Origin of the sequence: Tsukamurella hominis (assembly GCF_965137015.1) — a bacterium.
GTDB lineage: Bacteria > Actinomycetota > Actinomycetes > Mycobacteriales > Mycobacteriaceae > Tsukamurella > Tsukamurella hominis.
This window is the reverse complement of record NZ_CBCRZG010000021.1, coordinates 39,111-58,986: the sequence shown is the minus strand read 5'-3', so window position 1 is coordinate 58,986 and position 19,876 is coordinate 39,111. Positions and strand designations below refer to the sequence as shown.

The following is a 19,876-nucleotide window of genomic DNA, read 5'->3' as shown; positions in this document are numbered from 1 at the left end:
GGACACTACAAGCGGTTACGACCGTTCGCAACAGTTACCGCAACCAACGTACCCTTCGTCACATCAAGTAGCGAGGGCTGAATCCGCGCGATAAGGTCGCCGCGATCCATATGAAAATCTCAGGTTTACTGGAGCTGCACTCCAGCGAACCCAGACCAGCGGGGAGCACGCCGTGGCGAAACATGCTGTACGTCACAACCGATCTCGAGGTACGTCCGTGCTCCTCTCGCGCGTTCGTGCCGCTGCGGTCGGCTCCGTGGCGGTGTGCACCGTCGCCGCGTGCTCGACGTCCTCAGCACCCTCTCAGACGGTGGAAGCGGGCGCGCAACCCTCTCAGGTCAGTGCCCAGGGTTCATTTCCCTACGCCGTGCCCCCCGCTCCCGGGGTTCCGGGGCTCCCCGTCGTCGCAGCCGCACCGAACGGTCCCGGCGGGCCGGGCGGACCCGCGAAACCGGCCGCTCCGGCCGCCGAACCTCCCGGGGCCGGACAGCCCGCCCTCCCGCAGGGTCGATCGGTGACGAACGCCTTCGTCTCGAAGATCACTGGTGCCCAGTCATATTCACACACCGACAAGAACTGGGGCGTCGCCGGCGCGGCCTGGGCCGTGCCGTTCGCGGACTCGCGGGGACGAACTCTCGTCGCGTTCGGCGATACGTTCGGCGGCCCGCGCGCGACCGGCGAGCAGGCCACGACTCCGCCGCTGGTTGACGGTAGCGGATTGAACGTGCCGATCATTCCCTCGGCGGTCAAGATCCCCGTGCCCGACATCCCGTTGATCAACATTCGCGCCGGCGGCCAGCAGGGTTCTGGGTCCGGCAGCGGCGGCTCGGGCAGCTCCTCGGAGGGTTCCGGCGGCGGCACCGGGCAGCAGAGCCCCGGCGTCGGTTGGACGGGGACCACGGGACCGACGGGATTCGACTGGAGGTCCAATTCGCTCGCAGTGGCCGACGTCTCCAATCCCTCGGCGGGCATGAAGATCACCTCGTTCATCTCGGACCGCCCTGGCCACGCCAAGGAGATTCTCCAGAGCGCGAAGGCGAAGGGTGCCGAGGAGACCGTCATCCCGACGTCGGGGTTCGCGATCGGCGACCGCACCTTCCTGACCTACACCTCCATTCGGAACTGGGGTCCTTCGTCCGGGCAGTGGGTGTCGAACTACTCGGGCATCGCCTACTCGGACGACGGTGGCACGACGTGGTTCAAGGCCCCGAAGGCCGTCTGGCGCAACTCCGAGCGGAACACGGCCTTCCAGATGACCTCCGCCGTCGTCGTCGGCGACGAGGTCTACCTGTACGGGAGCCCGCCCGGCCGCATCGGCGGCGTCTTCGTGTCGAAGACCAAGACCAAGGACGTCCTCGACTCGTCGAAGTACAAGGTGTGGAACGGCGGCGAGTTCTCCTCCGCGGAGAAGACCGCCCCGTCCCCCCTCGCCTGGGGTGCGCTCGGCGACTTCAACGTCGCCTATCATCCCGGCGTTCAGCGGTTCGTGATGGTCAATACGGACATGGTGCGCAACGCCATCGTGATGCGTCAGTCCGCGTCGGCGCTCGGCCCGTGGTCGGATCCCGAGATCATCGCCTCGGGCACCGACTACCCCAGCCTCTACGCACCGCGGGTCCTCCCCGGTTCCTCGGGCAACGATCTGTACTTCGTCGTGTCTCAGTTCAATTCGTACAACACGTACCTGATGCACACGAACGTCACCAAGCAGAATCCCAAGCCGCCGGCGCAGTTGGCCCCGGTCACCCTGCCCGGTGGAGCTCAGGTCCCGTCGATCCCGGTCCCGGACGTGGGCCAGAGTCCGCTCCCGAACGCGCCCTTCCTCCCGCCCGGGCCGGCGCAAGGGGCGCCCACCGGACCGACCAGCCAGCTACCTCCCACCACCGGCAAGCCCTCCCCCTCGTCGTCCACCGCGACGGCGCGGGCCGCGTCCTGACCGTTCCTGCTCCGCATCTCGCCATCTCGACCGGAAGGGCCGAAGCCGATGACCTCCTCGTTCTCCCAGTTCCCGCTCGACGACCTGCTCGACGCGAGCAGCAGTCTGCGGGTGGTATCCGCGTCGCTGTCGGCCCCGGCACGCCCCGCCGTCGCCGGCGCAGGAGCGGAAGCAGGTGCGGCGGTCAACGCAGCCATGGCCGGTCATGCCGAGGTCGGCGGGGTCTTCACCCAGCAGCTGATCGCGAACATCGCCGAGTTCGGCCGCGCCGCCGACGGTATCGCCGCGCGGGCATCGGCGTCGGACATCGCCGGCAAGGCCCTGTTCAACCGCGTGCAGGCGTGACCGGACACGCGTCGAACGGCGCACACCTCACCTCCGCCCGGTCGGGGACGTTCCGTGGCTGAATTCGTCCGGGTCACCGTCGTCGGCCCGGAGGACAACGCCGCCGACGTCACCGCGCCGCTCGGACGCCCCGTCGCCGAGGTCGTCGACCAGGTCGCCGCCGTTCTCGGTCTCGATCCGTCCGACGAGACCGGATGGCAATTCGCGTCGGTAGCGGCCGGTCCCCTCGCGGCGCACGGGAAGCTCAGCGACTACGGCGTCGTGGACGGGGACCTGCTCTACATCGTGCCCGCCGCGAGCGAGGTCGCCGCACCGGAGATCTTCTCCGCGATCGACGTGGTCGCCGACTACGTCGAGGACGACCGCCGGATGTGGACCGGCAACGCCCGGCATTCCGTCGTCGTGGGCTACGCGGGAATGCTGGTCGTCGTCGCGGCCGTCGCCTTCGCCGTCACGGGGGGCCTCGTCGCCGGCGCATGCGCCGCCGCGATGGGCGCGTTCATCCTCGCCACCTACGCAGCCCCGGAGCCGGCCCGTCACCTCGTCTGGATCACTCCGATCTGCTTCGCCGCCGCGTCGGCGGCGGTGTTCCACGCGTCCCCGTGGCCACAGGTCGTCCTCGCCACCGTCGGCGGCGGCCTGTGCGGAATCGCCATCACGACCTTCGTCCTGTCACCGGCCCGGTGGGCGATCGTCGCTTCGTCGTCGATCGCCGGCGCAACCGCGATCGCCGCTGTGATCGCGATCCGGTTGGGAGTCAACGCGACCGCACTCGCGGCATGGATTTCTCCGGTCCTCATCATCGGCCTCGCCTGCGCCGGAAGGCTCTCGGTGGCGTGGTCGGGACTGGGCGGCGTCGTGGCCCGCACCGAAGAGGAGTCTCCCGCCGCCTCGTACGAGGCCGGACGTGAGCGCCCCGGTCGACCCGAGATCGTGCGGCGGGCGGTCATCGCCACCGACCTTCTTGACGGGATCGTGTGGGCGTGCTGCGCGAGCGCCGTGGGAGCCGTTCTCGTGCTAGCGATCACGGGGGTCTGGGAGCAGGCGGCGTTCGGCGCCTACATCGGACTGGCCTTCCTCCTGCGGAGTCGAAGCTTCTCGGAGGTCCGGCACGTCGCGCCGATCATCGGCGTCGCGGTGACGAGTGCGTTCATCGTGCCGGTCGCCCTGATCGGTCAGCGCATCGGGGAGTCGGCGCCGTTCATCACCGCGGCCGCGACCATGGTCATCGCCCTGCTCCTCGGCGTGATCATTCTGTTCCTCGGCTACTTCGAGCTCCCCACCGTCACCGGCGCACGCCTGGCTCAGCTCTGGAACGTCGTCGATGCGCTCGTCCTACTGGGGCTGATTCCCATGCTGTTCTGGGCTCAGGGCATCTACCAGTACATACTTGGTACCGACCTGGGGCGCTGATTGTGACTTCGCACCCATCCAGCCGGCGATCCACACTCCCGCCAACACCGCCGCCGCGGCGATCGCCGCGATCGCGACGGACCACAGCACGAGCATCACGACCGATGCCGTCGACCGCGGCGGGAGCTTTCCGTTCAGGACCGCGGCAGTGGTCAACTTCGTACGGAGCGAATGCGCCTGCAGAATCCGCTGTCGTTCCGACCGTTCCCAGTGCACCCGCTGCGCCTGCTGACGCGAACCCGCTACCTGATCGTCGACCTGCATTCCGCAACGGTATCGCGTGCACGACCCCGAGAGGCTCCTCCGTGACGAAATCGACAGCCCGCGCGCCACACCGGCGTTCGATTCATCGCCGTCCCGCTGCCGTCCGCGGCGTCACGATCGCCGTAGCCGTGGTGGTTCTGCTATCCGGATGTTCCGCGCGCCTGACGCGAACACCCGACGCCCCCGCTTCCTCGGCCTCCAGCGCGCCGTCGGCCCCGCGTGCGGCGGCAGCGATGGCCAAATGGGCTGCCATTCACAGCGGCCCCTACCTCACCCCGACGACGGCGCTGGAGTCCTACTCCTGGGCCGCCCTGGTGATGGGGAAGAACGCACCACGCTGCCAGCTCGGCTGGGCCACGCTGGCGGCCATCGGGCGCATCACCTCCGACCACGGGACTTCCCGGAGTCACCGCCTCGGCGACGACGCCGTCGTCCAGCCGTCCTTCCGCGAAGCGCAGAAGCCGGCGGCCAAGGACACGGACGGCGGATTCTACGACGGCGACGCTTCCGCGGACCTTCTCATGGGCCCACTTCTGTTCGCCCCCACCGTGTGGGAGCAATGGGCCATCACCGCGAGCTCCGACACGAACACGCCACCCAACCCCGACAATCTCGACGATGCCGCCTTGACCCTCGGTCGCCTGCTCTGCGGCGCCGGCGCCGACATGTCGACCCCCGAGGGCTGGCAGAAGGCCGTCGCCTCGTACAACCCCGATCCCAAGTTCATCGAGGCCGTCAACTTCCAAGCCAAGTCGTTCACCGACTGAAGCGCCACCCGCGGCAGAAACGAACCTCCATGTCGGTCACCATTTTCCGCCGGCCCGCCCGCGGGCGTGGTCCCGAGCTGAACGTCGCCCCCCTCGACATCCCCGCCGTCCCCGCCACCGCCCGTGGCGCGGGCGGAATATCGACCGTCGTCCGCGCGGTGCTCCCGCTCGGCGCGGCGATCGGCGCCGGGGCGATGCTGTTCTCCGGCAACAACCCGATCCGGATGCTCGCCGGCGTCGCCATCATCGCCTCCATGGTGCTCGCCGCGATCGCCAGCGTGATCTTCGCCCGCACGGGCAGCCGCCGGGAAGCACGTGAGGCCCGCCTCGGGTACGTCGACTACATCGGGCGACTCCGCGTGGGTATCGACCAGGACATCCTCGACTACCGTGCCGCGATGGCGTGGCGCCATCCGGCACCCGAAGCCCTACCGCAGATCGCGGTCAACCGCCTCCGACTGTTCGAACGACGCCGCGGCGACATCGACTTCCTCGTGGTCCGCATCGGTGAGGGCGTCGGCCCGATAGCGCGTTCCGTGACCCTTCCCGGCGCCTCCGGCTCCGCCGCGCCACCCGATCCGGTCGCCGCGGCGCATGCCGACAGGCTCCTGCAACGCGCGGAGTCGGTCATCGGAGTACCGGTCGCCGTCCGGCTGCGCGGCACGGTCTCGGTGTTGGGTGAGGGGCACGAGACCGGACGCACGATCACGGCCCTCGTGCTCGGCGCCGCCGCTCTTCACGCTCCGGCCGATCTGCAGATCATGCTGTGCGCCACGCCCGATGACATCGGCGCACCGCCCGACCCCGTCACCGGGGCAGGCCGATTCGACTGGATGAAGTGGCTCCCGCACACGGCCGACCCGGGGCGCTTCGACGGTCCCTTCCCCGCCCGCCGCATCACCACCGCTCCGGACGAGATGCGGACGCGGCTCGTCGAACTCATCTCCGCGCGCATCACCGCTCTCAGCGACCGGGGCCACCGGTCGCGTTCGGAGTCCGCATGGGACGGCCCGACGCTCGTCGTCATCATGACCGAAGCCGCCCGCATCGGCAGTGGTCTAGGGGCGGGTACCGATCCGGCCGACCTGCTACCTCCGGGAGTCTCGCCCGAGCAGCTCGGGATCTGCTTCGTGACCGAGACACTGCGCCGCGTCGATGAGCCGGGACACGTCGACACCCGCGTCCGCGTCTCCCCGACGGGCGAGGTGGATGTGACCGACCTGACGGGAGTCCTGACCAGACTTCTCGGCGGAGACGACTCCGACGCCGACGGTGAGCCGGACACCACCGACGGCGCTACCGCCGTGCGGAGCTCGCGATCCGGATACGACGGCGACGACGGCCGGATCTCCGCGGCATCGATCAACGGGATCGACCTCGACAGTGGACCGGGATGGGTGAAGCGTCTCATCCTGGGGACGGACCGCGGGACCGTCGACGCCTGGACCCTCGAGCTGGCCACCGTCTGCGCCAGGCGACTCGCGCCCCTGCGCCTCGTCGCGGACCCGATCCCGTCGAGTGCCCTCGAAGCCACCTTCGACCTTCCGTCCCTGCACGACATCGGTGATCCCGCAGATCTCGACCCGGCGGCACTGTGGAGCACGCCGAGACCGCTCGGCGATCACCTCAACGTTCCGATCGGCGCGGATGCGGCCGGCGCGCCGGTCCGCCTCGACATCAAGGAGTCCGGCCAGAACGGGATGGGGCCGCACGGCCTCTGCGTCGGCGCCACGGGATCCGGCAAGTCCGAGCTCCTCCGAACGCTCCTCACCTCCATGGCCATCGCGCACCCGCCTGATCTCCTGTCGTTCGTCCTCGTCGACTACAAGGGCGGGGCCGCGTTCGCCGGCTTCGAACGCCTTCCCCACACCAGCGCCTCGGTCGACAACCTGGCCGACGATCTCGGGCTGGTCGATCGCCTGCACGACGCCCTTCTCGGTGAGCTCCAGCGGCGTCAGCGCGTCCTCGCCGATGCCGGCAACCTGCCGAACGTCACCGAATACCAACGCCTACGGCGGCTCCGGCTCGCCGATCCCACTGCGGAGCCGCTGCCACCCCTCCCCGCGCTGTTCGTCGTCATCGACGAGTTCGGTGAGATCCTCTCGGCCAAGCCCGACTTCATCGATCTCTTCGTACAGATAGGGCGGATCGGCCGATCGATCGGCGTCCACCTCCTCCTGTCCACTCAGCGTCTCGAGGAGGGCCGGCTCCGCGGTCTCGAATCACATCTCTCGTACCGGATCGGACTGCGGACGTTCACGGCGCAGGAGTCCCGGACGGCACTCGGTGTGTCCGATGCGCACACCCTGCCCGCCGTGCCGGGTTCGGCGATCCTCAAGGTCGACCCCGATGTCTTCACGAGGTTCAAGGCCGCGTTCGTCTCCGGCCCGTACCGGCCCAGCGTCGAGCGCGTACAGAGCGAGGCCGCGCCGGAGGTGTCCCGGTTCGAGTTCTCGCCCGTCGCGGAGAATCCCGGCCGCCATTCCGCAGCACCGACGCTCGCCCCGACCGACACGACGACGCTCGACGTCATCCTCGATGCGCTCGATGCGCCCGCCCTCCAGTCCCGCCGCATCTGGCTGCCCCCGCTCCCGGCGGCCCTGTCCCTCGACCAGGTCGGCGCGGGCTCGACCCACTCCGTGGACGGCCTCGCAGTCGCGATCGGCCTCGCCGACGAGCCCAAACGGCAACGTCAGTCACCGCTCACCGTCGACTTCCGAGGAACGTCGGGCAACGTCTACATCTCGGGCGCCCCGCAGACCGGCAAGACGACCACGCTGCGGACCATCGTCGCCGCCGGCGCGATCAGCCACCCGCCGGCGACGCTCGGGTTCCACGTCATCGACGCGAACGGAACGGCGCTCGCGGACCTCGAGCGTCTCCCCAACACCGGGAGTGTCGCGACGCGCTACGACGGCGACCTCGCACGCCGGATCGTGGCGGATCTCCACGGCAGTCTGGATTCCCGCGAGCAGTTCTTCGCGTCGCGCCGAATCCAGGGTATCGCCGACCTCCGGGCGCGCATCGCGAGCGGCGAGCAGTTCCCCGAGATCGTGACGGCCGACATCGTCCTCGCGATCGACGGCTGGGCCTCCTTCAAGGAGAACCACGAGGACCTCGTCGACGTGGTCCAGGACATCGGCAACCGCGGTCTCGCGCTCGGTATCCACGTCGTCATCGTCGGTGGGCGATGGGCCGATCTCCGGATGTCGATGCAGGCGGTGATCGGTACCAAGATCGAGCATCGCCTCAACGATCCACTCGATTCGACGATCGGCCGCGCACAGAACACGCTGATCCGCGCCGATCAGCCCGGCCGTGTCATCACGACGGAACCCCTCGGCGCGCAGGCCCAGATCGCCCTCCCGCACCTCTCCTCCGACTCGGGCTTCGACGAGGTCGTGGAAGTGGCGCGGCACCGCGCCGCGGGGCAGGCCATGCCGCCGGTTCCCACCCTCCCCGACGCGCTCGCCTATCGAGGCTTCCGCTCCGGATTCCCCGAGCGCGAGCCGCTCCTCGTCGGCATCAACGAGACCGACCTCGCTCCGCTCGTCCTCGATCCGACGACGACCGACCAGCACCTGCTCGTCATCGGCGAATCCCGTTCGGGGAAGACGAACCTCCTCCGCGTGATCGTCGAGGAACTCGTCTCGACCCACACCGACGAGCAACTCGTCATCGGCCTCTTCGATCCCCGGCGCACACTGCAGGGCTTCGTCCCGGACGACTACCTGGGCGGATACGCGGGATCGCCGCCCGCGGCCGGAGCCCTTGCGGCGGGCATCGCAGAAGAACTGCAGCGGCGGCTCCCGCCGGAGGACCTGCAACAGCAGGCGGCGCCGTTCACGGGACCGCACATCTACCTCATCGTGGACGACTACGACCTGCTCGCGTCCGGCACCTCGAACAATCCGTTGGCCCCGCTGATCCCGTACCTCCCCTACGCGGCCGACATCGGACTGCACCTGGTGGTCGCCCGCCGGTCGGCGGGCATCAGCCGCGCGCTGTACGACAGCGTCGTCGGCGGAATCCGCGAGCACAACGCCACCATGGTGCTGTTCTCCGGCGACCGCCAGGAAGGCAGCCTGGCGCCCGGCGTCCACCTCACCCATCAACCGGTCGGCCGCGTACGCATCATCCGTCCTCATTCCGCACCCGTGCACGCCCAGACCCTGCTCCTCGAGTCCGACTGACCGGTCACCCCCTCATCGCTGCCGCGCGGAGGCGTCGGACACCATCTCCGGGCACGCCCGCCCGGCCCGCAGCTCGTAGTGCCACACCTCGTTCGCGTACGTGCGGCACAACCCGAACCGCTCCGAATAGCGGTCCATCCAGTACGCGGCCTCCGTCGGCCCCACGTCCACCGCATCGCCCGTCACGTGCTCCGAGGTCGACGGGGTCGCGACCAACCGCGCCGCCTCCTCCGCACCGTCACGCCGCACCGCATCGTCGTAGAGGAACTGCTGATACCGCTTCGACCGCCACCCCGACGTCAGGTGCATCGCGACGCCCTCCCGCGCCGCGGCGCGTGCAGCCGACCGAATCGCCGTGCGCAGCTTCGGATCGAGCCTCGTCACCGCCGGCACATCCGCATCGACCGCCACCCGATCCAGCACCACCCCGTCGGCCTCCCCAAGCTGCCCGACGGTGCCCGTCTCCACCCCTCCCGGTATCCCCGGGAGCGCTTCCGAGCACGCCGCGATCACCGCCGCCACGGCGACGAGGACGACCAGCGCGGCAGCCGATTTCGTGAGTACATGAGCCATGTCCTCACGATGGGCCGCTCACGTCCCGGTACCGTCGCCGACGGTCCTCGGTCCCGTCCCGGTTGTGTTTCAAACGCCACAGCGCCGGCGACCTGTGAGTAGTCTCACCGGTCGCCGCGCTGCGACGGTCCCGAGGCGGACGTAGCGTTTCGCCATGGCAGAGAGCACATTGACTGTTGTCGTTCCCGCCTACAACGAGGACGAGGTCATCGAGGAATGCCTCGAACGACTGCTCGCCGAAGGCTCCGAGATCGACGAGATCATCGTGGTCGACAACAACTCGACAGACCGCACCGTCGCCCTGGTGGAGGCCACCGCCGCGGCGAACCCCGTCGTGAAACTGATCCGCGAGACCCGACAGGGCCTGGTGTGGGCCCGCAACGCGGGGCTCGACGCCGCCACGTCGTCGGTGATCGCCCGGATCGACGCGGACACCGTCGTCGCTCCGGGGTGGGCACGGCGCCTGCGCACGTTCTTCGACTCCGACGACGGCCGCGGCTTCGACGTCGTCTCCACCCTCGGAGAGTTCCGCGGGCTCCCCGGCCGGCGATTCCAATCCGCGCTGAACAAGTGGAACGACCCGTTCGGGCGCAACGAGAAGCGCGCGCAGCGGGTGAGCTACTGCTTCGGCCCGAGCATGGCCTTCCGCGCCGAGACGTGGCGCCGGATACGGCCGCACGTCGCGATGCGCCGAGACGTCTTCGAGGACGTCGACATCGCCCTCTGCGTCCAGGACTCGGGCGGGGAGTGCGCGCTGATCCGGGACGTCGTGGTGGAGGTCTCGCCCCGCCGCTTCTACACCGGTGTCGGCAGTTACGCGACGTACGCCGCGTACCTGCCCCGCACGTTCTGGATCCACGGCCGACGGGGAACGGCCACCTGGCTGACGGCCGCGCTCCCGCTGACCGTCGGCTTCCACGCGGCGCGGCTCGCCGTCCTGCGCGGCACCGGCGACGGCGGCTTCGCGCTGCGGAACGTCTTCCGAAGCACCGGGACGGAGCGCGAGCGACCGTGAAGCGACCACCCCCGGCGATCCTGGGCGGGCTCCTCCCGGTCATCGCCTACTTCAGCGTCACCCGCCTGGGCGGCCTCTCGCAGCTGACCGGCGTCGTGCTCGGCATCGTCACGGGCCTGGTGATCGTGACCTGGCGGATGCTCGTCACGCGCCAGGTCGGGCAGCTGGAGCTGTTCACGACCGCCATCCTCGCGGTGGCCCTCATACCGTCGCTCGTCACCGGTGAGCCGCGGATCGCCCTTGCGGCACAGTCCATCGACGGCTTCTTCGCGGCGGCGTACTTCCTCGTATCGGCGTTCACCCGCAGGCCGCTCGTGGCGAGCATCCTCGGGCCGATGTACGTGAAGGCGCTCAAGGTCGAACCGACGGCGTGGGACCGCTGCCTGGATGAGTCTCCGCGGTTCCGCAGCCGGATCCGGTGGATGAGCGTGGTCTGCGCCGTCACCGCGGTCACCGGATCGTCGGCCGGCCTGTACCTCGCGCTGCACTACCCGATCGACACCGTGGTCCTCGTCGGGCCGGTGATCGGCTTCGTCCTCGTCCCGCTGGCCTTGCTCGTCATCAAGCTGGCGGACCGGCCCCTGCGCGCGGAACTCCGTCGTCCAGTGGATCCTCGCCCGGCCTGAGGCCGGGCGCGATCACCAGCGCAGCGTGAGCTCGCCCCCGTCGGGGAGCGCCGCCCAGCGCGGGGCGAAGTCGTCGTAGCGGGCGAAGATCCGCTCGCACAGGGCGGGATCGATGTCCGCGTCCTCGAGGACGCCGGGCCACGCGGGCTCCGGCTTCCGGTGCCCGCGCTCCACCTCCCAGACCGCCGCGGTCAGCGACGCGAGGTACTCCGAGCGCGCCATGTCCGCGGACTGCGCGGCCGTCGGCTGCCGCTTGCGGCGGGACGCCTTGCGCCGCTCCCCCGGGTCGGCGGGCCAGAACAGCCCGTCGAGGCCGTTGGCGTCGGCGATCCGACCGAAGACCCCGCCGCGCAGGCCCGCCTCGGCCTCGACGATGAGGTGCGCCGCGTCGTGCGGCACCGGCGGCCGACCGCCCGGACCGCCGCGGGGCGCCAGCTCCGGGCCCTTCGCGCGCGTGATCCGCACGTCGTACCCGTTCCGGCGCTTGACGAACGTGACCTCCATGCCTCCAGGGTGCGTCGCACGCCGGGCCGCCGCAACCGGTTTTCGACGGGCTGCGGGCCGTGGCCGCGCGCAATACAGTGGCGGCATGTCGATGCGCGCCCGCCCGTCCCTGTCCCTGCTCGGCGCGGCGGTCCTCGCCACGACGGCCGTGGTCGGCGCCGCGCCGGCGCACGCGGCCCCGGCCGCCCCCACTTACGTCGCGCTCGGCGATTCCTACTCCTCCCTCCCCGCCGACGCCACCGTCGGCGCTTCGCAGCAGGAGCGCGCCTGCGGACGGTCCACGCACACCTACCCGAAGCTGGTGGCCGCGTCGCTGGGCCTCGCTCCGGACGCGCTGCGGGACAACACCTGCGGCGGCGCCAAGACGCGGGACGCCTTCGCGAGCCAGCACGCCGGCTCCGCCAAGACCGGCTACTACGACGCCGCGCCACAGCTCGACGGGATCACCCCCGCCACGACGCTCGTCACCGTCTCCCTCGGCGGCAACGACGGCGACCTCTACTCGAGCATCCTCGAATCCTGCGCGGTGGCACCGCGATCGGCCGCGGTCCGCTGCACCGCCGATCAGCGCACCCGCCCGGCCCGCCTGTCCGACGGTGCCGTCGCCTCCCGTCTCGCGCAGATCACCGCGGCGAACGAGCGCATCATCCGCGCCGTCCGCGAGCGCTCGCCGCGGGCGCGGATCCTCGTGGTGGGCTACCCCGCCGTCTTCGCCGGCGACCGGACCTGCGCCACGATCGCCCCCTTCCGCTCCGCCTCGATCCCGTGGATGCGCAGCATCCTCACCGAGCGGCTCAACAGCGCCGTCCGGCGGGCCGCCGTGAACGCCCGCGCCGAGTACGTCGACATGGAGGCACCGTCGAAGGGCCACGAGCTGTGCAGCGCGCGCCCGTGGATCAACGGCGTCGACGAGGTGCCCCGCGCCGCCGCGCTGCACCCCTTCCCCGAGGAGGGCGAGGCGGTCGCCACCGCGGTCACCGCCGCCGTGCGGGCGTCAGGCCCGCGCCTGTAGCCGCTCCCGCGTGGCCTCGTCGGCGGGCAGGAAGGTCTCCAGGTGCAGCTCGTCGACGGTGGCGTCGTGCGGCGTGAGCACGGCGCTGACCACGCTGAACAGTCGCAGCGGCGCACCGTCGGGCATGCGGAGGACGAGCTCGACGACGGGCCCGGACGGCGCGAGTGCCGGGCCGCCGCCCGGGTACCCGCGGCACTCGGCGAGGAGCGCCGCCAGCCGCGGGTCGGCGGTCCGGTCGGCGCGCGCGGCCACCTGGTGCAGCAGGTGCTCGCGCCAGGCCCCGAGGTCGACGATGCGCGGCGCGAGCCCGTCGGGGTGCAGGCTCAGGCGGACGACGTTGACCGGCGGCTCCAGCAGGTGCGGCGCGCAGCCGGCGAGCAGCGGAGCAACCGCGTCGTTGGCGTCCACCAGGTCCCAGTACCGGTCGAGGAGGACGGCCGGATAGGGCGCGTGCGCGTCGAGCAGGGTGCGGAACGATGCCAGCACGCCCGCGGCGTCCGCCGGGCTGTCGTGCCGCGGGGCGAAACCGCCCGCCACGAGGAGGGCGTCGCGCTCGCGGGGCGGCACCTCCAGGTGGTCGGCGAGTCGCAGGATCATCTCGGCGCTCGGCCGCGACCGCCCCGTCTCGACGAAGCTCAGGTGCCGCCCGCTGACCTCGGCGCGGCTCGCGAGTTCGAGCTGGCTGAGCCGCCGCCGCTGCCGCCAGGTGCGCAGGAGCGGACCCACCTCGATCGTCGTCATGCCCGCGAATCTATCCGCGCCGGTGAGGCGCCACCATTACCTCCGAGGTAATCGCCACGGCCCGCGATCGGCGGCAGACTCGGCGTCGCTCCCATCGAACTGACCGAGACCACCTGGAGGACATCATGAACCACGTCGTCGACGCCTACCTCGCCACCTGGAACAGCACCGACCCGCAGGCCCGCCGCGACCTGCTCGCGCGGCACTGGGCGCCCGGGGCCACGTACACCGACCCGATGGCGGAGGTCGCCGGGACCGAGGCCATCGGCGCCGTCGTCGCCGGCGTGCACGAGCAGTTCCCCGGCTTCGAGTTCACCCTCGTCGGCGAGCCCGACGCGCATCACGGCCAGGTCCGGTTCCAGTGGGGCCTCGGCCCCGCGGGCGCGGAGCCGCCGGTCATCGGCTTCGACGTGGTGACCGTCGACGCCGACGGGCGCATCGCCACCGTCGCCGGCTTCCTGGACCGCGTCCCCGCCTGACGGACGACGATGGCCCCCTCCGCGTGGAGGGGGCCATCGCCGGGTGCCGGGCTACCGGCCGATCAGCTTGAGCGCCTTGATCGCCGACGGGACGACGTTCAGGAAGACGTTGCGCGGCACGCCCTTGATGCCGCCGATGCCGATGATCCGCTGCTGCGCGATGGTCTTCGACTCGCAGTACTTGAGCAGGCCCTCGGTGCCGTGGCGGCGTCCGACGCCCGAGATGCCCATGCCGCCCATCGGCGCGGCGGTGGAGCCCCACGCGGCGGCGTAGCCCTCGTTGATGTTGACGGTGCCGGCGTTGATCCGCTCGGCGATCTCCTGGGCCTGCTTGGACGATCCGGCGAAAACGCTGGCGTTGAGGCCGTACTCGGTGTCGTTGGCCTTCTCGACGGCCTCGTCGATGGAGTCGACGGGGTAGATCGAGACCAGCGGGCCGAAGGTCTCCGACTTGAAGCAGACGGCCTCCTCCGGCACGTCCTTGAGCACGGTCGGCTCGTAGAAGAACGGGCCGAGGTCGGGGCGGGCCTTGCCGCCGGCGAGCACCGTCGCGCCCTTGGCAACCGCGTCGTCCACATGCGCGGCGACGGTATCGATCTGCGACTTCGACGCGAGCGAGCCCATCTCGTTCTCGAAGTCGTAGCCGGCACCCAGCGCGAGCGCAGCGGTGCGCTCGGCGAAGGCGCGGGCGAACTCGTCGGCGATCGCCCGCTCGACGTAGATCCGCTCGATCGAGATGCACAGCTGCCCCGAGTTCGAGAACGCGGCGCGGGCGGCACCGTCGGCCGTGTGCGCGATGTCGGCGTCCTTGGTGACCACCATGGGGTTCTTGCCGCCCAGCTCGGCGGAGAAGCCGATGAGGCGCTTGCCGCACTGCTCGGCGAGCGTGGCGCCGGTGGCGGAGGACCCGGTGAACATGAGGTAGTCGGCGCGCTCGACGATCGCGGTGCCCACGACGCCGCCGGGGCCGGGGACCACGGCGAACAGGTCGCGCGGCAGGCCGGCGCGGTACAGCAGCTCGACGGCCGCGAGGGCGCAGTACGGGGTCTGCGAATCGGGCTTGAGCACGACGGCGTTGCCGGCGGCCAGCGCGGCGACACCGTCGGAGACGGCGAGGGTGATGGGGTAGTTCCACGGCGCGATCACGCCGACGACGCCCTTGGGCTGGTAGCGCACGCGGGTCTTGGTGAACACCGGCAGCATGCCGTCGGTGCTCTTCTCCGCCAGGATCTTCGGCGCGTTCTTGCCGTACCAGCGGGCCGTCATCGCGACGTCCAGCGACTCCTCCTGGGCGTACTGGCGGGCCTTGCCGGTCTCCAGCTGCACCATGTCCATGAGCTCGGCGCGGTGATCGTTCACCAGGTCGGCGAACTTGAGCAGCACGGCCGCGCGGTCCTTGGCGCTACGGGCCGCCCACTGCTTCTGTGCGAGGCGGGCCCGCTCGAAGGCCTTCTCCACGTCCTCCACGGTGCCCACGGGGATCGTGGTCACCTTCTCGCCGGAGAACGCCTCGAGGACGTCGCGCGACTCGCGCTGCTCCGGGTGGTCGATCGCCGCGAGGGCGCGAAGACGGTCGAACGTGGCCTGGGTAGGTGCTGGCATGACGCCAGATTACCCGCTTGTTGATGCGCACTCAATAGTGTCGCCGCCCGACGCTCGTGATTGCGTCAGAATTCTGGGCGACGAAGCCAGAATCGGCTTCCTGACCTGCTAGTCCTCCGACTTCACGACGGCTTCCTCCACAGCTGAGCGTACGAAACGTGTTTTCTCCACAACGGCGCTCCCGACGAGCACTTCCAGTCCTACGCCAGCGTCACGCTGGGTTCCATGCACACCATCGAGATCCTGCAGGCGCTGGCCGCTCCGGACGGCGGCGTCTTCTTCCGCCGAGCGGCGCTGCGTGCGGGCGCCGACTCCACGGAGATCGAGCGCCTTCGCCACCTGGGCGACATCGTCGTGATCCGTCGGGGCTGGTACCGCTTCCCCGGAGCGAACACCGCGGTCGTCGCTGCAGTGAAAGGCGGCGCCGTGATCACCTGCGTCTCCGCACTGGCGTTCCGCCCCGGCGTCTGGATCCCGCCACGCAGATCCCCACAGACTGCCAAGGCCACGCTGTCCAAGTCGAAGACCCATCTGCGGCGCGAACGACATCGGCGGACGCGATCGCACGAGGACTGCGACGCGTACCTGCGGCTCCCCTCGCCGGCCCGCGCCGTCGACGACCTACCCACCGCTCTGCGCTGCGCGGCGAACTGCCTCGACGCCGACGAGTTCGTGGCGGTGCTCGACTCGCTTCTGCGCAAGCCCGATCCCTACAGTCTCCAAGACCTCGAGGAGATCTTCGCGGGCGCCCCGAAGGCCACGAGGCGGCTGCTGAAGTACCTGGACCCGCTGGCCGGCTCCGGCACCGAGTCGCTGGTCCGGTACCGCCTGACCTGCCTGCACATCCGCGTGCGCAGCCAGCAGACGATTGCAGAACTCGGCCGGGTGGACCTGCTCGTCGGCGACAAACTCATCATCGAATGCGACAGCACCGACCACCACAGCGGCGCCCAACGGCTCGTGGACAACAGGCGCGACCGGACCGCCACGCGCGGCGACTACCGCGTGATGCGGTTCGACTACTCCGAGGTCATCGGGAATTGGGACGCGATCCTTGCCGAGATCCTCGACATCGTCCGCACCGACCGGCACGTCGGCGTCGTCCGGGTCGTGAAACCGGCAGGTGCGGACGATACGAAGCCGGATCTGGCCTCGTGACCCCGGAATCAGCCGGATTCACGAGGCGATAGCCTTGTGAATATGAGCAACGTGCAGTTCACCCCCACCGCGGACCTGGTCGACGAGATCGGCCCCGACGTGCGCAGCTGCGACACGCAGTTCCGTCAGTTCGGCGGCCGCAAGCAGTTCGCCGGCGAGGTCGTCACGGTGAAGTGCTTCCAGGACAACGCGCTGCTCAAGTCGATCCTGGGCGAGCCCGGCGAGGGCCGCGTGCTGGTCATCGACGGCTCCGACGAGAACGGCGTCCCCTCACTGCACACCGCGCTGGTCGGCGACCTCATCGCCGAGCTCGGCCGCGGCAACGGCTGGGCCGGCATCGTGGCCTACGGCGCGGTCCGCGACGCCGCCGTGATCGGCACGCTCGACATCGGCGTGAAGGCGCTCGGCACCAACCCGCGCAAGTCCACCAAGACCGCGGAGGGCCAGCGCGACATCCCGCTCACCTTCGGCGGCGTGACGTTCAACCCGGGCGACACGCTTTTCAGCGACGAGGACGGCATCGTCCTCCGGTAAGAACGATGTGGAGCACGCGCGAGGTCGCTGAGCTGGCGGGGACCAGCCTGCGCACCGTGCGGCATTACCACTACGTCGGGCTGCTGGACGAGCCCGCGCGACGGTCCAACGGCTACAAGACCTACGGCGTCGAGCACCTGGTGCGGCTGGTCTGGATCCGCCGCATGACGGGGCTGGGCTTCAGCCTCGCGCAGATCGCCGCGATGGACGCCGACGATGTGGACGACGCGGCGGCCGCCGAGCTCGATGACAAGCTGGCCGCCGACATCGAACGGCTGCAGGCGATCCGCGAGGACCTGCGCGCGCTGCGCACGTCGACGGCACCGTCGGACCTGCCGCCCGAGCTCTCCGCGGCGGCGACGGCCCGGAACCTCTCCCCCGCGGACCGCAAGTTCAGCGCCGTCCTCGCCCAGCTCGTGGGGCCGACCCGCGCCGAGGAGTACGCACGCATGCTGACGACGTACAGCCGGACCGACGCGGCCGACGACTTCGACCACCTCCGCGCCGACGCGGACGAGGCCAGCATCGACGATCTCGTCGCCCGCCTCGTCCCCGACGTCCTGCGGCAGGTGACGGACTTCCCCGACCTGGGCGTCTGGTCCGACGAGGGCGGGCACGATCAGCGCACGGCGCAGCGCGTGATCCTCGCCGCGCTGACCGAGCTGTACAACCCGGCGCAGCTGCAGGTGCTCGGCCGAGTCGCAGCCGCGGCCGCACGCGAAGACTGACGGCTCAGCGCGCCACGCGGGCGGACCGCCCGAAGACCTCCACCACGTCACCCACCGCGAGCTGCCGGCCACGACGCAGGTCGACCTCGCCGTTCACCGCCACCTCGCCCTCGGCGATCACCGCCTTGGCCTCGGACCCCGAGTCGATGAGACCCGCCAGTTTGAGGAACTGCCCCAGCCGGATCACGTCGTCGGAGATGGTCACGTCGATCGCCTCACTCACGCGACCCATCATGCCCGACTATCCTCGCCGGTGTGCTGCTCGATCTGGCGGGTACCCGCACCCACGTGGTGGTCGACGAACCGATCGCCCCGGCGAGCGGCCCGCCCGTCGTGCTCAGCTCCGGCCTGGCCGGGAACTGGTTCGACTGGGACGCGGTCACGGAGCTCCTGACCGCGAGCCGCACCGTCGTCCGCCTGGACCGGCCCGGGTACGGCCTCTCCGATCCCTGGCCCGACGGTGCCGTCCCCACCCTGGACTCCGAGGTCACCCGGCTGCGCGAGCTGTTGGACGCGTTGGACATCGACGCGGCGGTGATGGTCGGGCATTCGATGGCCAGCTTCTACGTCGAAGCCTTCGCCCGCGAACACCCGCACCGCACAGCGGGATCCGTCCTCCTGGACGGCAGCGTCGAGACCTCTCCCCGCTGGGTGGTGCCGGGCGAGCTGCGCGACGCCGCGCTCCTGCGCTCGGCCGACGCCGCGGCCGCGGTACGGATGAACCTGTTCGGCCCGCTGGTGCACCGGATGCTGGGCGCGGGCGCGCCGCCGCCCGAGTACGCGGAGATCCTCTCCTCCGAGGCCTACTTCCGCGCCGCGTTCCTGGAGAACGGCCGCTACCCCGTGCTGGCGCACGAGCTGGCCGATCTGCGGGAGCGGACGCCGCTCCCGGCCGGCGTCCCGTGGACGGTGGCCGCGGCGTTCGCCGGGCGGCGCACCCCGTGGGCGACGCACTGGCTGGAGCAGCAGCAGGGGCTGGCGGACGTGCTGCACGCGCGGTTCGCGGTGATCGCGCCGAGCGGGCACCAGGCCATGGTCGATCAGCCCGCGCAGACGGCGGCGCTGATCCTGGACGCGACTAGCCGACCCGCAGAACCCGCAGGTCCGACGCGGTGACGAGGCGCTCGCCGTCCTCGGCGAGCGTGCGCGCGAGTCGGCGGTTCCGCAACCGGGAGATCGCCTTCGAGCCCAGCAGGGTGGTGCGACGGTGCAGCTTCACGACGGTCTCCGGTGCGATCTCGATGCGGAACGGTTGGTTACAGATACTGTATTCCTCCCGCGCGGCGGGGTCCAGCGCTCCGGGCCGAAGCGTGTCGCTCCTCACATGCGGGTTCCGGCGAGCGCCCGCGCACGCCGCGGCTACGCTGTGGGGGTTCGTGCAGCAATTTGCGTCCTCACACATCCTCCAAGGAGAACCGTGTCCGATCTCGACGACCTGATCAAGTCCATCCCGCTCGCGGATATCGCCGCCCAGCTCGGCGTCTCGGAGGACGTCGCCTCGGAGGCCGTCAACCAGACGGTGCCGACCCTGCTCGCCGGCCTCCAGGCGCAGGACACCACCGAGGCCCCCGCCGATCTCGCCCAGGCCGCCGACAACGGCGACGGCCAGCAGATCGTCTCCAGCCTGTTCGGCGAGAAGACCGACGACGTGGCCGCCGCGGCCGCAGCGCCGCTGTCCTCCGGCGTCACCGACGGCCTGGTCAAGCAGCTGCTCCCGATCCTCGCACCCATCGTGATCAGCTTCGTCATGAAGAAGCTGACCAGCGGCGGCGCGGCCGCTCCGCAGCAGGAGCAGGCCCCGGCCCCGCAGCAGCAGAGCGGCGGCGACGTCCTCGGCAGCATCCTGGGCAACATGCTCGGCGGCGGCAACCAGCAGGCCGGCGGCAACGCCGCGGGCAACGTGCTGGGCAGCATCCTGGGCGGCCTGCTCAAGGGCAAGTAACCCGCTCGAACGTCCGAAGGCCGGCCCCCGAGGGGGCCGGCCTT

General features: G+C 70.6%; 20 protein-coding genes. 14 read left to right on the top strand and 6 right to left on the bottom strand.

The window, feature by feature from the left end; genetic code table 11:
- Nucleotides 1-514: 514 nt before the first annotated feature.
- The 5 genes from ACM9LD_RS20640 (at nt 515) to eccCb (ending at nt 8,918) form a co-directional block, all read left to right on the top strand.
- On the top strand, nt 515-1,936 hold the full coding sequence (locus ACM9LD_RS20640) for a DUF4185 domain-containing protein (protein ID WP_415678414.1): 1,422 nt from the start codon (nt 515-517) through the stop codon (nt 1,934-1,936).
- A 48-nt stretch (nt 1,937-1,984) separates the two neighbouring features.
- Entirely contained in the window at nt 1,985-2,281 is a 297-nt protein-coding gene (locus ACM9LD_RS20635) for a hypothetical protein (protein ID WP_068526633.1), read from the top strand.
- 54 nt (nt 2,282-2,335) lie between these two features.
- Complete coding sequence (locus ACM9LD_RS20630; protein ID WP_415678413.1) at nt 2,336-3,694, top strand: EsaB/YukD family protein; 1,359 nt, start codon at nt 2,336-2,338, stop codon at nt 3,692-3,694.
- A 497-nt stretch (nt 3,695-4,191) separates the two neighbouring features.
- Nucleotides 4,192-4,725 (top strand): lysozyme family protein, encoded by a 534-nt coding sequence (locus ACM9LD_RS20625; RefSeq protein ID WP_415678412.1) that lies wholly within the window; start codon nt 4,192-4,194, stop codon nt 4,723-4,725.
- Between the two features lie 29 nt (nt 4,726-4,754).
- Nucleotides 4,755-8,918, top strand: a complete 4,164-nt coding sequence (gene eccCb, locus ACM9LD_RS20620; protein ID WP_415678411.1) for a type VII secretion protein EccCb — start codon at nt 4,755-4,757, stop codon at nt 8,916-8,918.
- Nucleotides 8,919-8,930: 12 nt separating this feature from the next.
- Here eccCb and ACM9LD_RS20615 read toward each other — a convergent pair whose 3' ends face one another.
- Entirely contained in the window at nt 8,931-9,491 is a 561-nt protein-coding gene (locus ACM9LD_RS20615; RefSeq protein WP_415678410.1) for a M15 family metallopeptidase, read from the bottom strand.
- 154 nt (nt 9,492-9,645) lie between these two features.
- Between ACM9LD_RS20615 and ACM9LD_RS20610 the strand changes: the two genes are divergently transcribed.
- Both ACM9LD_RS20610 and ACM9LD_RS20605 read left to right on the top strand, forming a co-directional pair.
- Nucleotides 9,646-10,506, top strand: coding sequence for a glycosyltransferase family 2 protein (locus ACM9LD_RS20610; RefSeq protein ID WP_415678409.1), 861 nt, complete (start codon nt 9,646-9,648; stop codon nt 10,504-10,506).
- Nucleotides 10,503-11,132 carry a VC0807 family protein gene (locus tag ACM9LD_RS20605; RefSeq protein WP_415678408.1) on the top strand — a complete coding sequence of 210 codons (630 nt, stop codon included), beginning with the start codon at nt 10,503-10,505 and terminating at the stop codon, nt 11,130-11,132. Before ACM9LD_RS20610 ends, ACM9LD_RS20605 begins: the two co-directional genes overlap by 4 nt.
- A 12-nt stretch (nt 11,133-11,144) precedes the next feature.
- On the opposite strand, the gene ACM9LD_RS20600 is transcribed toward ACM9LD_RS20605, so the two are convergent.
- Nucleotides 11,145-11,636 (bottom strand): hypothetical protein, encoded by a 492-nt coding sequence (locus ACM9LD_RS20600; protein ID WP_415678407.1) that lies wholly within the window; start codon nt 11,634-11,636, stop codon nt 11,145-11,147.
- Between the two features lie 85 nt (nt 11,637-11,721).
- Here ACM9LD_RS20600 and ACM9LD_RS20595 point away from each other — a divergent pair, with 85 nt between their 5' ends.
- Nucleotides 11,722-12,648 (top strand): SGNH/GDSL hydrolase family protein, encoded by a 927-nt coding sequence (locus tag ACM9LD_RS20595; RefSeq protein WP_415678406.1) that lies wholly within the window; start codon nt 11,722-11,724, stop codon nt 12,646-12,648.
- Here the strand turns inward: ACM9LD_RS20595 and ACM9LD_RS20590 are convergent.
- Nucleotides 12,631-13,389 (bottom strand): helix-turn-helix domain-containing protein, encoded by a 759-nt coding sequence (locus tag ACM9LD_RS20590; protein WP_415678405.1) that lies wholly within the window; start codon nt 13,387-13,389, stop codon nt 12,631-12,633. The genes ACM9LD_RS20595 and ACM9LD_RS20590 overlap by 18 nt on opposite strands.
- A gap of 125 nt (nt 13,390-13,514) precedes the next feature.
- On the opposite strand from ACM9LD_RS20590, the gene ACM9LD_RS20585 reads away from it, so the two are divergent.
- Nucleotides 13,515-13,868: a nuclear transport factor 2 family protein gene (locus ACM9LD_RS20585; protein ID WP_336669568.1), complete on the top strand. Its 354-nt coding sequence runs from the start codon at nt 13,515-13,517 to the stop codon at nt 13,866-13,868.
- Nucleotides 13,869-13,919: 51 nt separating this feature from the next.
- Here ACM9LD_RS20585 and ACM9LD_RS20580 read toward each other — a convergent pair whose 3' ends face one another.
- A complete protein-coding gene (locus tag ACM9LD_RS20580) occupies nt 13,920-15,470 on the bottom strand; it encodes a succinic semialdehyde dehydrogenase (protein WP_415678404.1) in 1,551 nt (516 codons plus the stop codon).
- Nucleotides 15,471-15,695: 225 nt separating this feature from the next.
- On the opposite strand from ACM9LD_RS20580, the gene ACM9LD_RS20575 reads away from it, so the two are divergent.
- The 3 genes from ACM9LD_RS20575 to ACM9LD_RS20565 are packed head-to-tail and all read left to right on the top strand — an operon-like array spanning nt 15,696 to nt 17,890.
- Nucleotides 15,696-16,628 (top strand): DUF559 domain-containing protein, encoded by a 933-nt coding sequence (locus ACM9LD_RS20575; protein WP_415678403.1) that lies wholly within the window; start codon nt 15,696-15,698, stop codon nt 16,626-16,628.
- Nucleotides 16,629-16,670: 42 nt separating this feature from the next.
- Entirely contained in the window at nt 16,671-17,162 is a 492-nt protein-coding gene (gene rraA, locus ACM9LD_RS20570) for a ribonuclease E activity regulator RraA (protein WP_415678402.1), read from the top strand.
- Nucleotides 17,163-17,167: 5 nt separating this feature from the next.
- Nucleotides 17,168-17,890: a MerR family transcriptional regulator gene (locus tag ACM9LD_RS20565; RefSeq protein ID WP_415678401.1), complete on the top strand. Its 723-nt coding sequence runs from the start codon at nt 17,168-17,170 to the stop codon at nt 17,888-17,890.
- 4 nt (nt 17,891-17,894) lie between these two features.
- Here ACM9LD_RS20565 and ACM9LD_RS20560 read toward each other — a convergent pair whose 3' ends face one another.
- The gene (locus ACM9LD_RS20560) at nt 17,895-18,122 is read right to left on the bottom strand and encodes an RNA-binding S4 domain-containing protein (RefSeq protein ID WP_415678426.1); all 228 of its coding nucleotides are present in this window, start codon (nt 18,120-18,122) and stop codon (nt 17,895-17,897) included.
- A gap of 23 nt (nt 18,123-18,145) precedes the next feature.
- Between ACM9LD_RS20560 and ACM9LD_RS20555 the strand changes: the two genes are divergently transcribed.
- Nucleotides 18,146-19,006, top strand: a complete 861-nt coding sequence (locus ACM9LD_RS20555; protein ID WP_415678400.1) for an alpha/beta fold hydrolase — start codon at nt 18,146-18,148, stop codon at nt 19,004-19,006.
- Here the strand turns inward: ACM9LD_RS20555 and ACM9LD_RS20550 are convergent.
- A complete protein-coding gene (locus ACM9LD_RS20550) occupies nt 18,969-19,109 on the bottom strand; it encodes a hypothetical protein (protein WP_224644905.1) in 141 nt (46 codons plus the stop codon). The genes ACM9LD_RS20555 and ACM9LD_RS20550 overlap by 38 nt on opposite strands.
- Before the next feature lie 198 nt (nt 19,110-19,307).
- On the opposite strand from ACM9LD_RS20550, the gene ACM9LD_RS20545 reads away from it, so the two are divergent.
- Entirely contained in the window at nt 19,308-19,832 is a 525-nt protein-coding gene (locus ACM9LD_RS20545) for a DUF937 domain-containing protein (protein ID WP_068526621.1), read from the top strand.
- Nucleotides 19,833-19,876: the final 44 nt, after the last annotated feature.

What these genes read in the sequence shown, in the direction of transcription:
- ACM9LD_RS20625 (WP_415678412.1), top strand. Translation starts at nt 4,192, where the DNA reads ATGGCCAAATGGGCTGCCATTCACAGCGGCCCCTACCTCACCCCGACG.
- ACM9LD_RS20585 (WP_336669568.1), top strand. Translation starts at nt 13,515, where the DNA reads ATGAACCACGTCGTCGACGCCTACCTCGCCACCTGGAACAGCACCGAC.
- ACM9LD_RS20560 (WP_415678426.1), bottom strand. Translation starts at nt 18,122, where the DNA reads ATGGGTCGCGTGAGTGAGGCGATCGACGTGACCATCTCCGACGACGTG.
- eccCb (WP_415678411.1), top strand. Translation starts at nt 4,755, where the DNA reads ATGTCGGTCACCATTTTCCGCCGGCCCGCCCGCGGGCGTGGTCCCGAG.
- ACM9LD_RS20615 (WP_415678410.1), bottom strand. Translation starts at nt 9,491, where the DNA reads ATGGCTCATGTACTCACGAAATCGGCTGCCGCGCTGGTCGTCCTCGTC.
- ACM9LD_RS20635 (WP_068526633.1), top strand. Translation starts at nt 1,985, where the DNA reads ATGACCTCCTCGTTCTCCCAGTTCCCGCTCGACGACCTGCTCGACGCG.
- rraA (WP_415678402.1), top strand. Translation starts at nt 16,671, where the DNA reads ATGAGCAACGTGCAGTTCACCCCCACCGCGGACCTGGTCGACGAGATC.
- ACM9LD_RS20575 (WP_415678403.1), top strand. Translation starts at nt 15,696, where the DNA reads ATGCACACCATCGAGATCCTGCAGGCGCTGGCCGCTCCGGACGGCGGC.
- ACM9LD_RS20580 (WP_415678404.1), bottom strand. Translation starts at nt 15,470, where the DNA reads ATGCCAGCACCTACCCAGGCCACGTTCGACCGTCTTCGCGCCCTCGCG.
- ACM9LD_RS20590 (WP_415678405.1), bottom strand. Translation starts at nt 13,389, where the DNA reads ATGACGACGATCGAGGTGGGTCCGCTCCTGCGCACCTGGCGGCAGCGG.
- ACM9LD_RS20565 (WP_415678401.1), top strand. Translation starts at nt 17,168, where the DNA reads ATGTGGAGCACGCGCGAGGTCGCTGAGCTGGCGGGGACCAGCCTGCGC.
- ACM9LD_RS20610 (WP_415678409.1), top strand. Translation starts at nt 9,646, where the DNA reads ATGGCAGAGAGCACATTGACTGTTGTCGTTCCCGCCTACAACGAGGAC.
- ACM9LD_RS20595 (WP_415678406.1), top strand. Translation starts at nt 11,722, where the DNA reads ATGTCGATGCGCGCCCGCCCGTCCCTGTCCCTGCTCGGCGCGGCGGTC.
- ACM9LD_RS20600 (WP_415678407.1), bottom strand. Translation starts at nt 11,636, where the DNA reads ATGGAGGTCACGTTCGTCAAGCGCCGGAACGGGTACGACGTGCGGATC.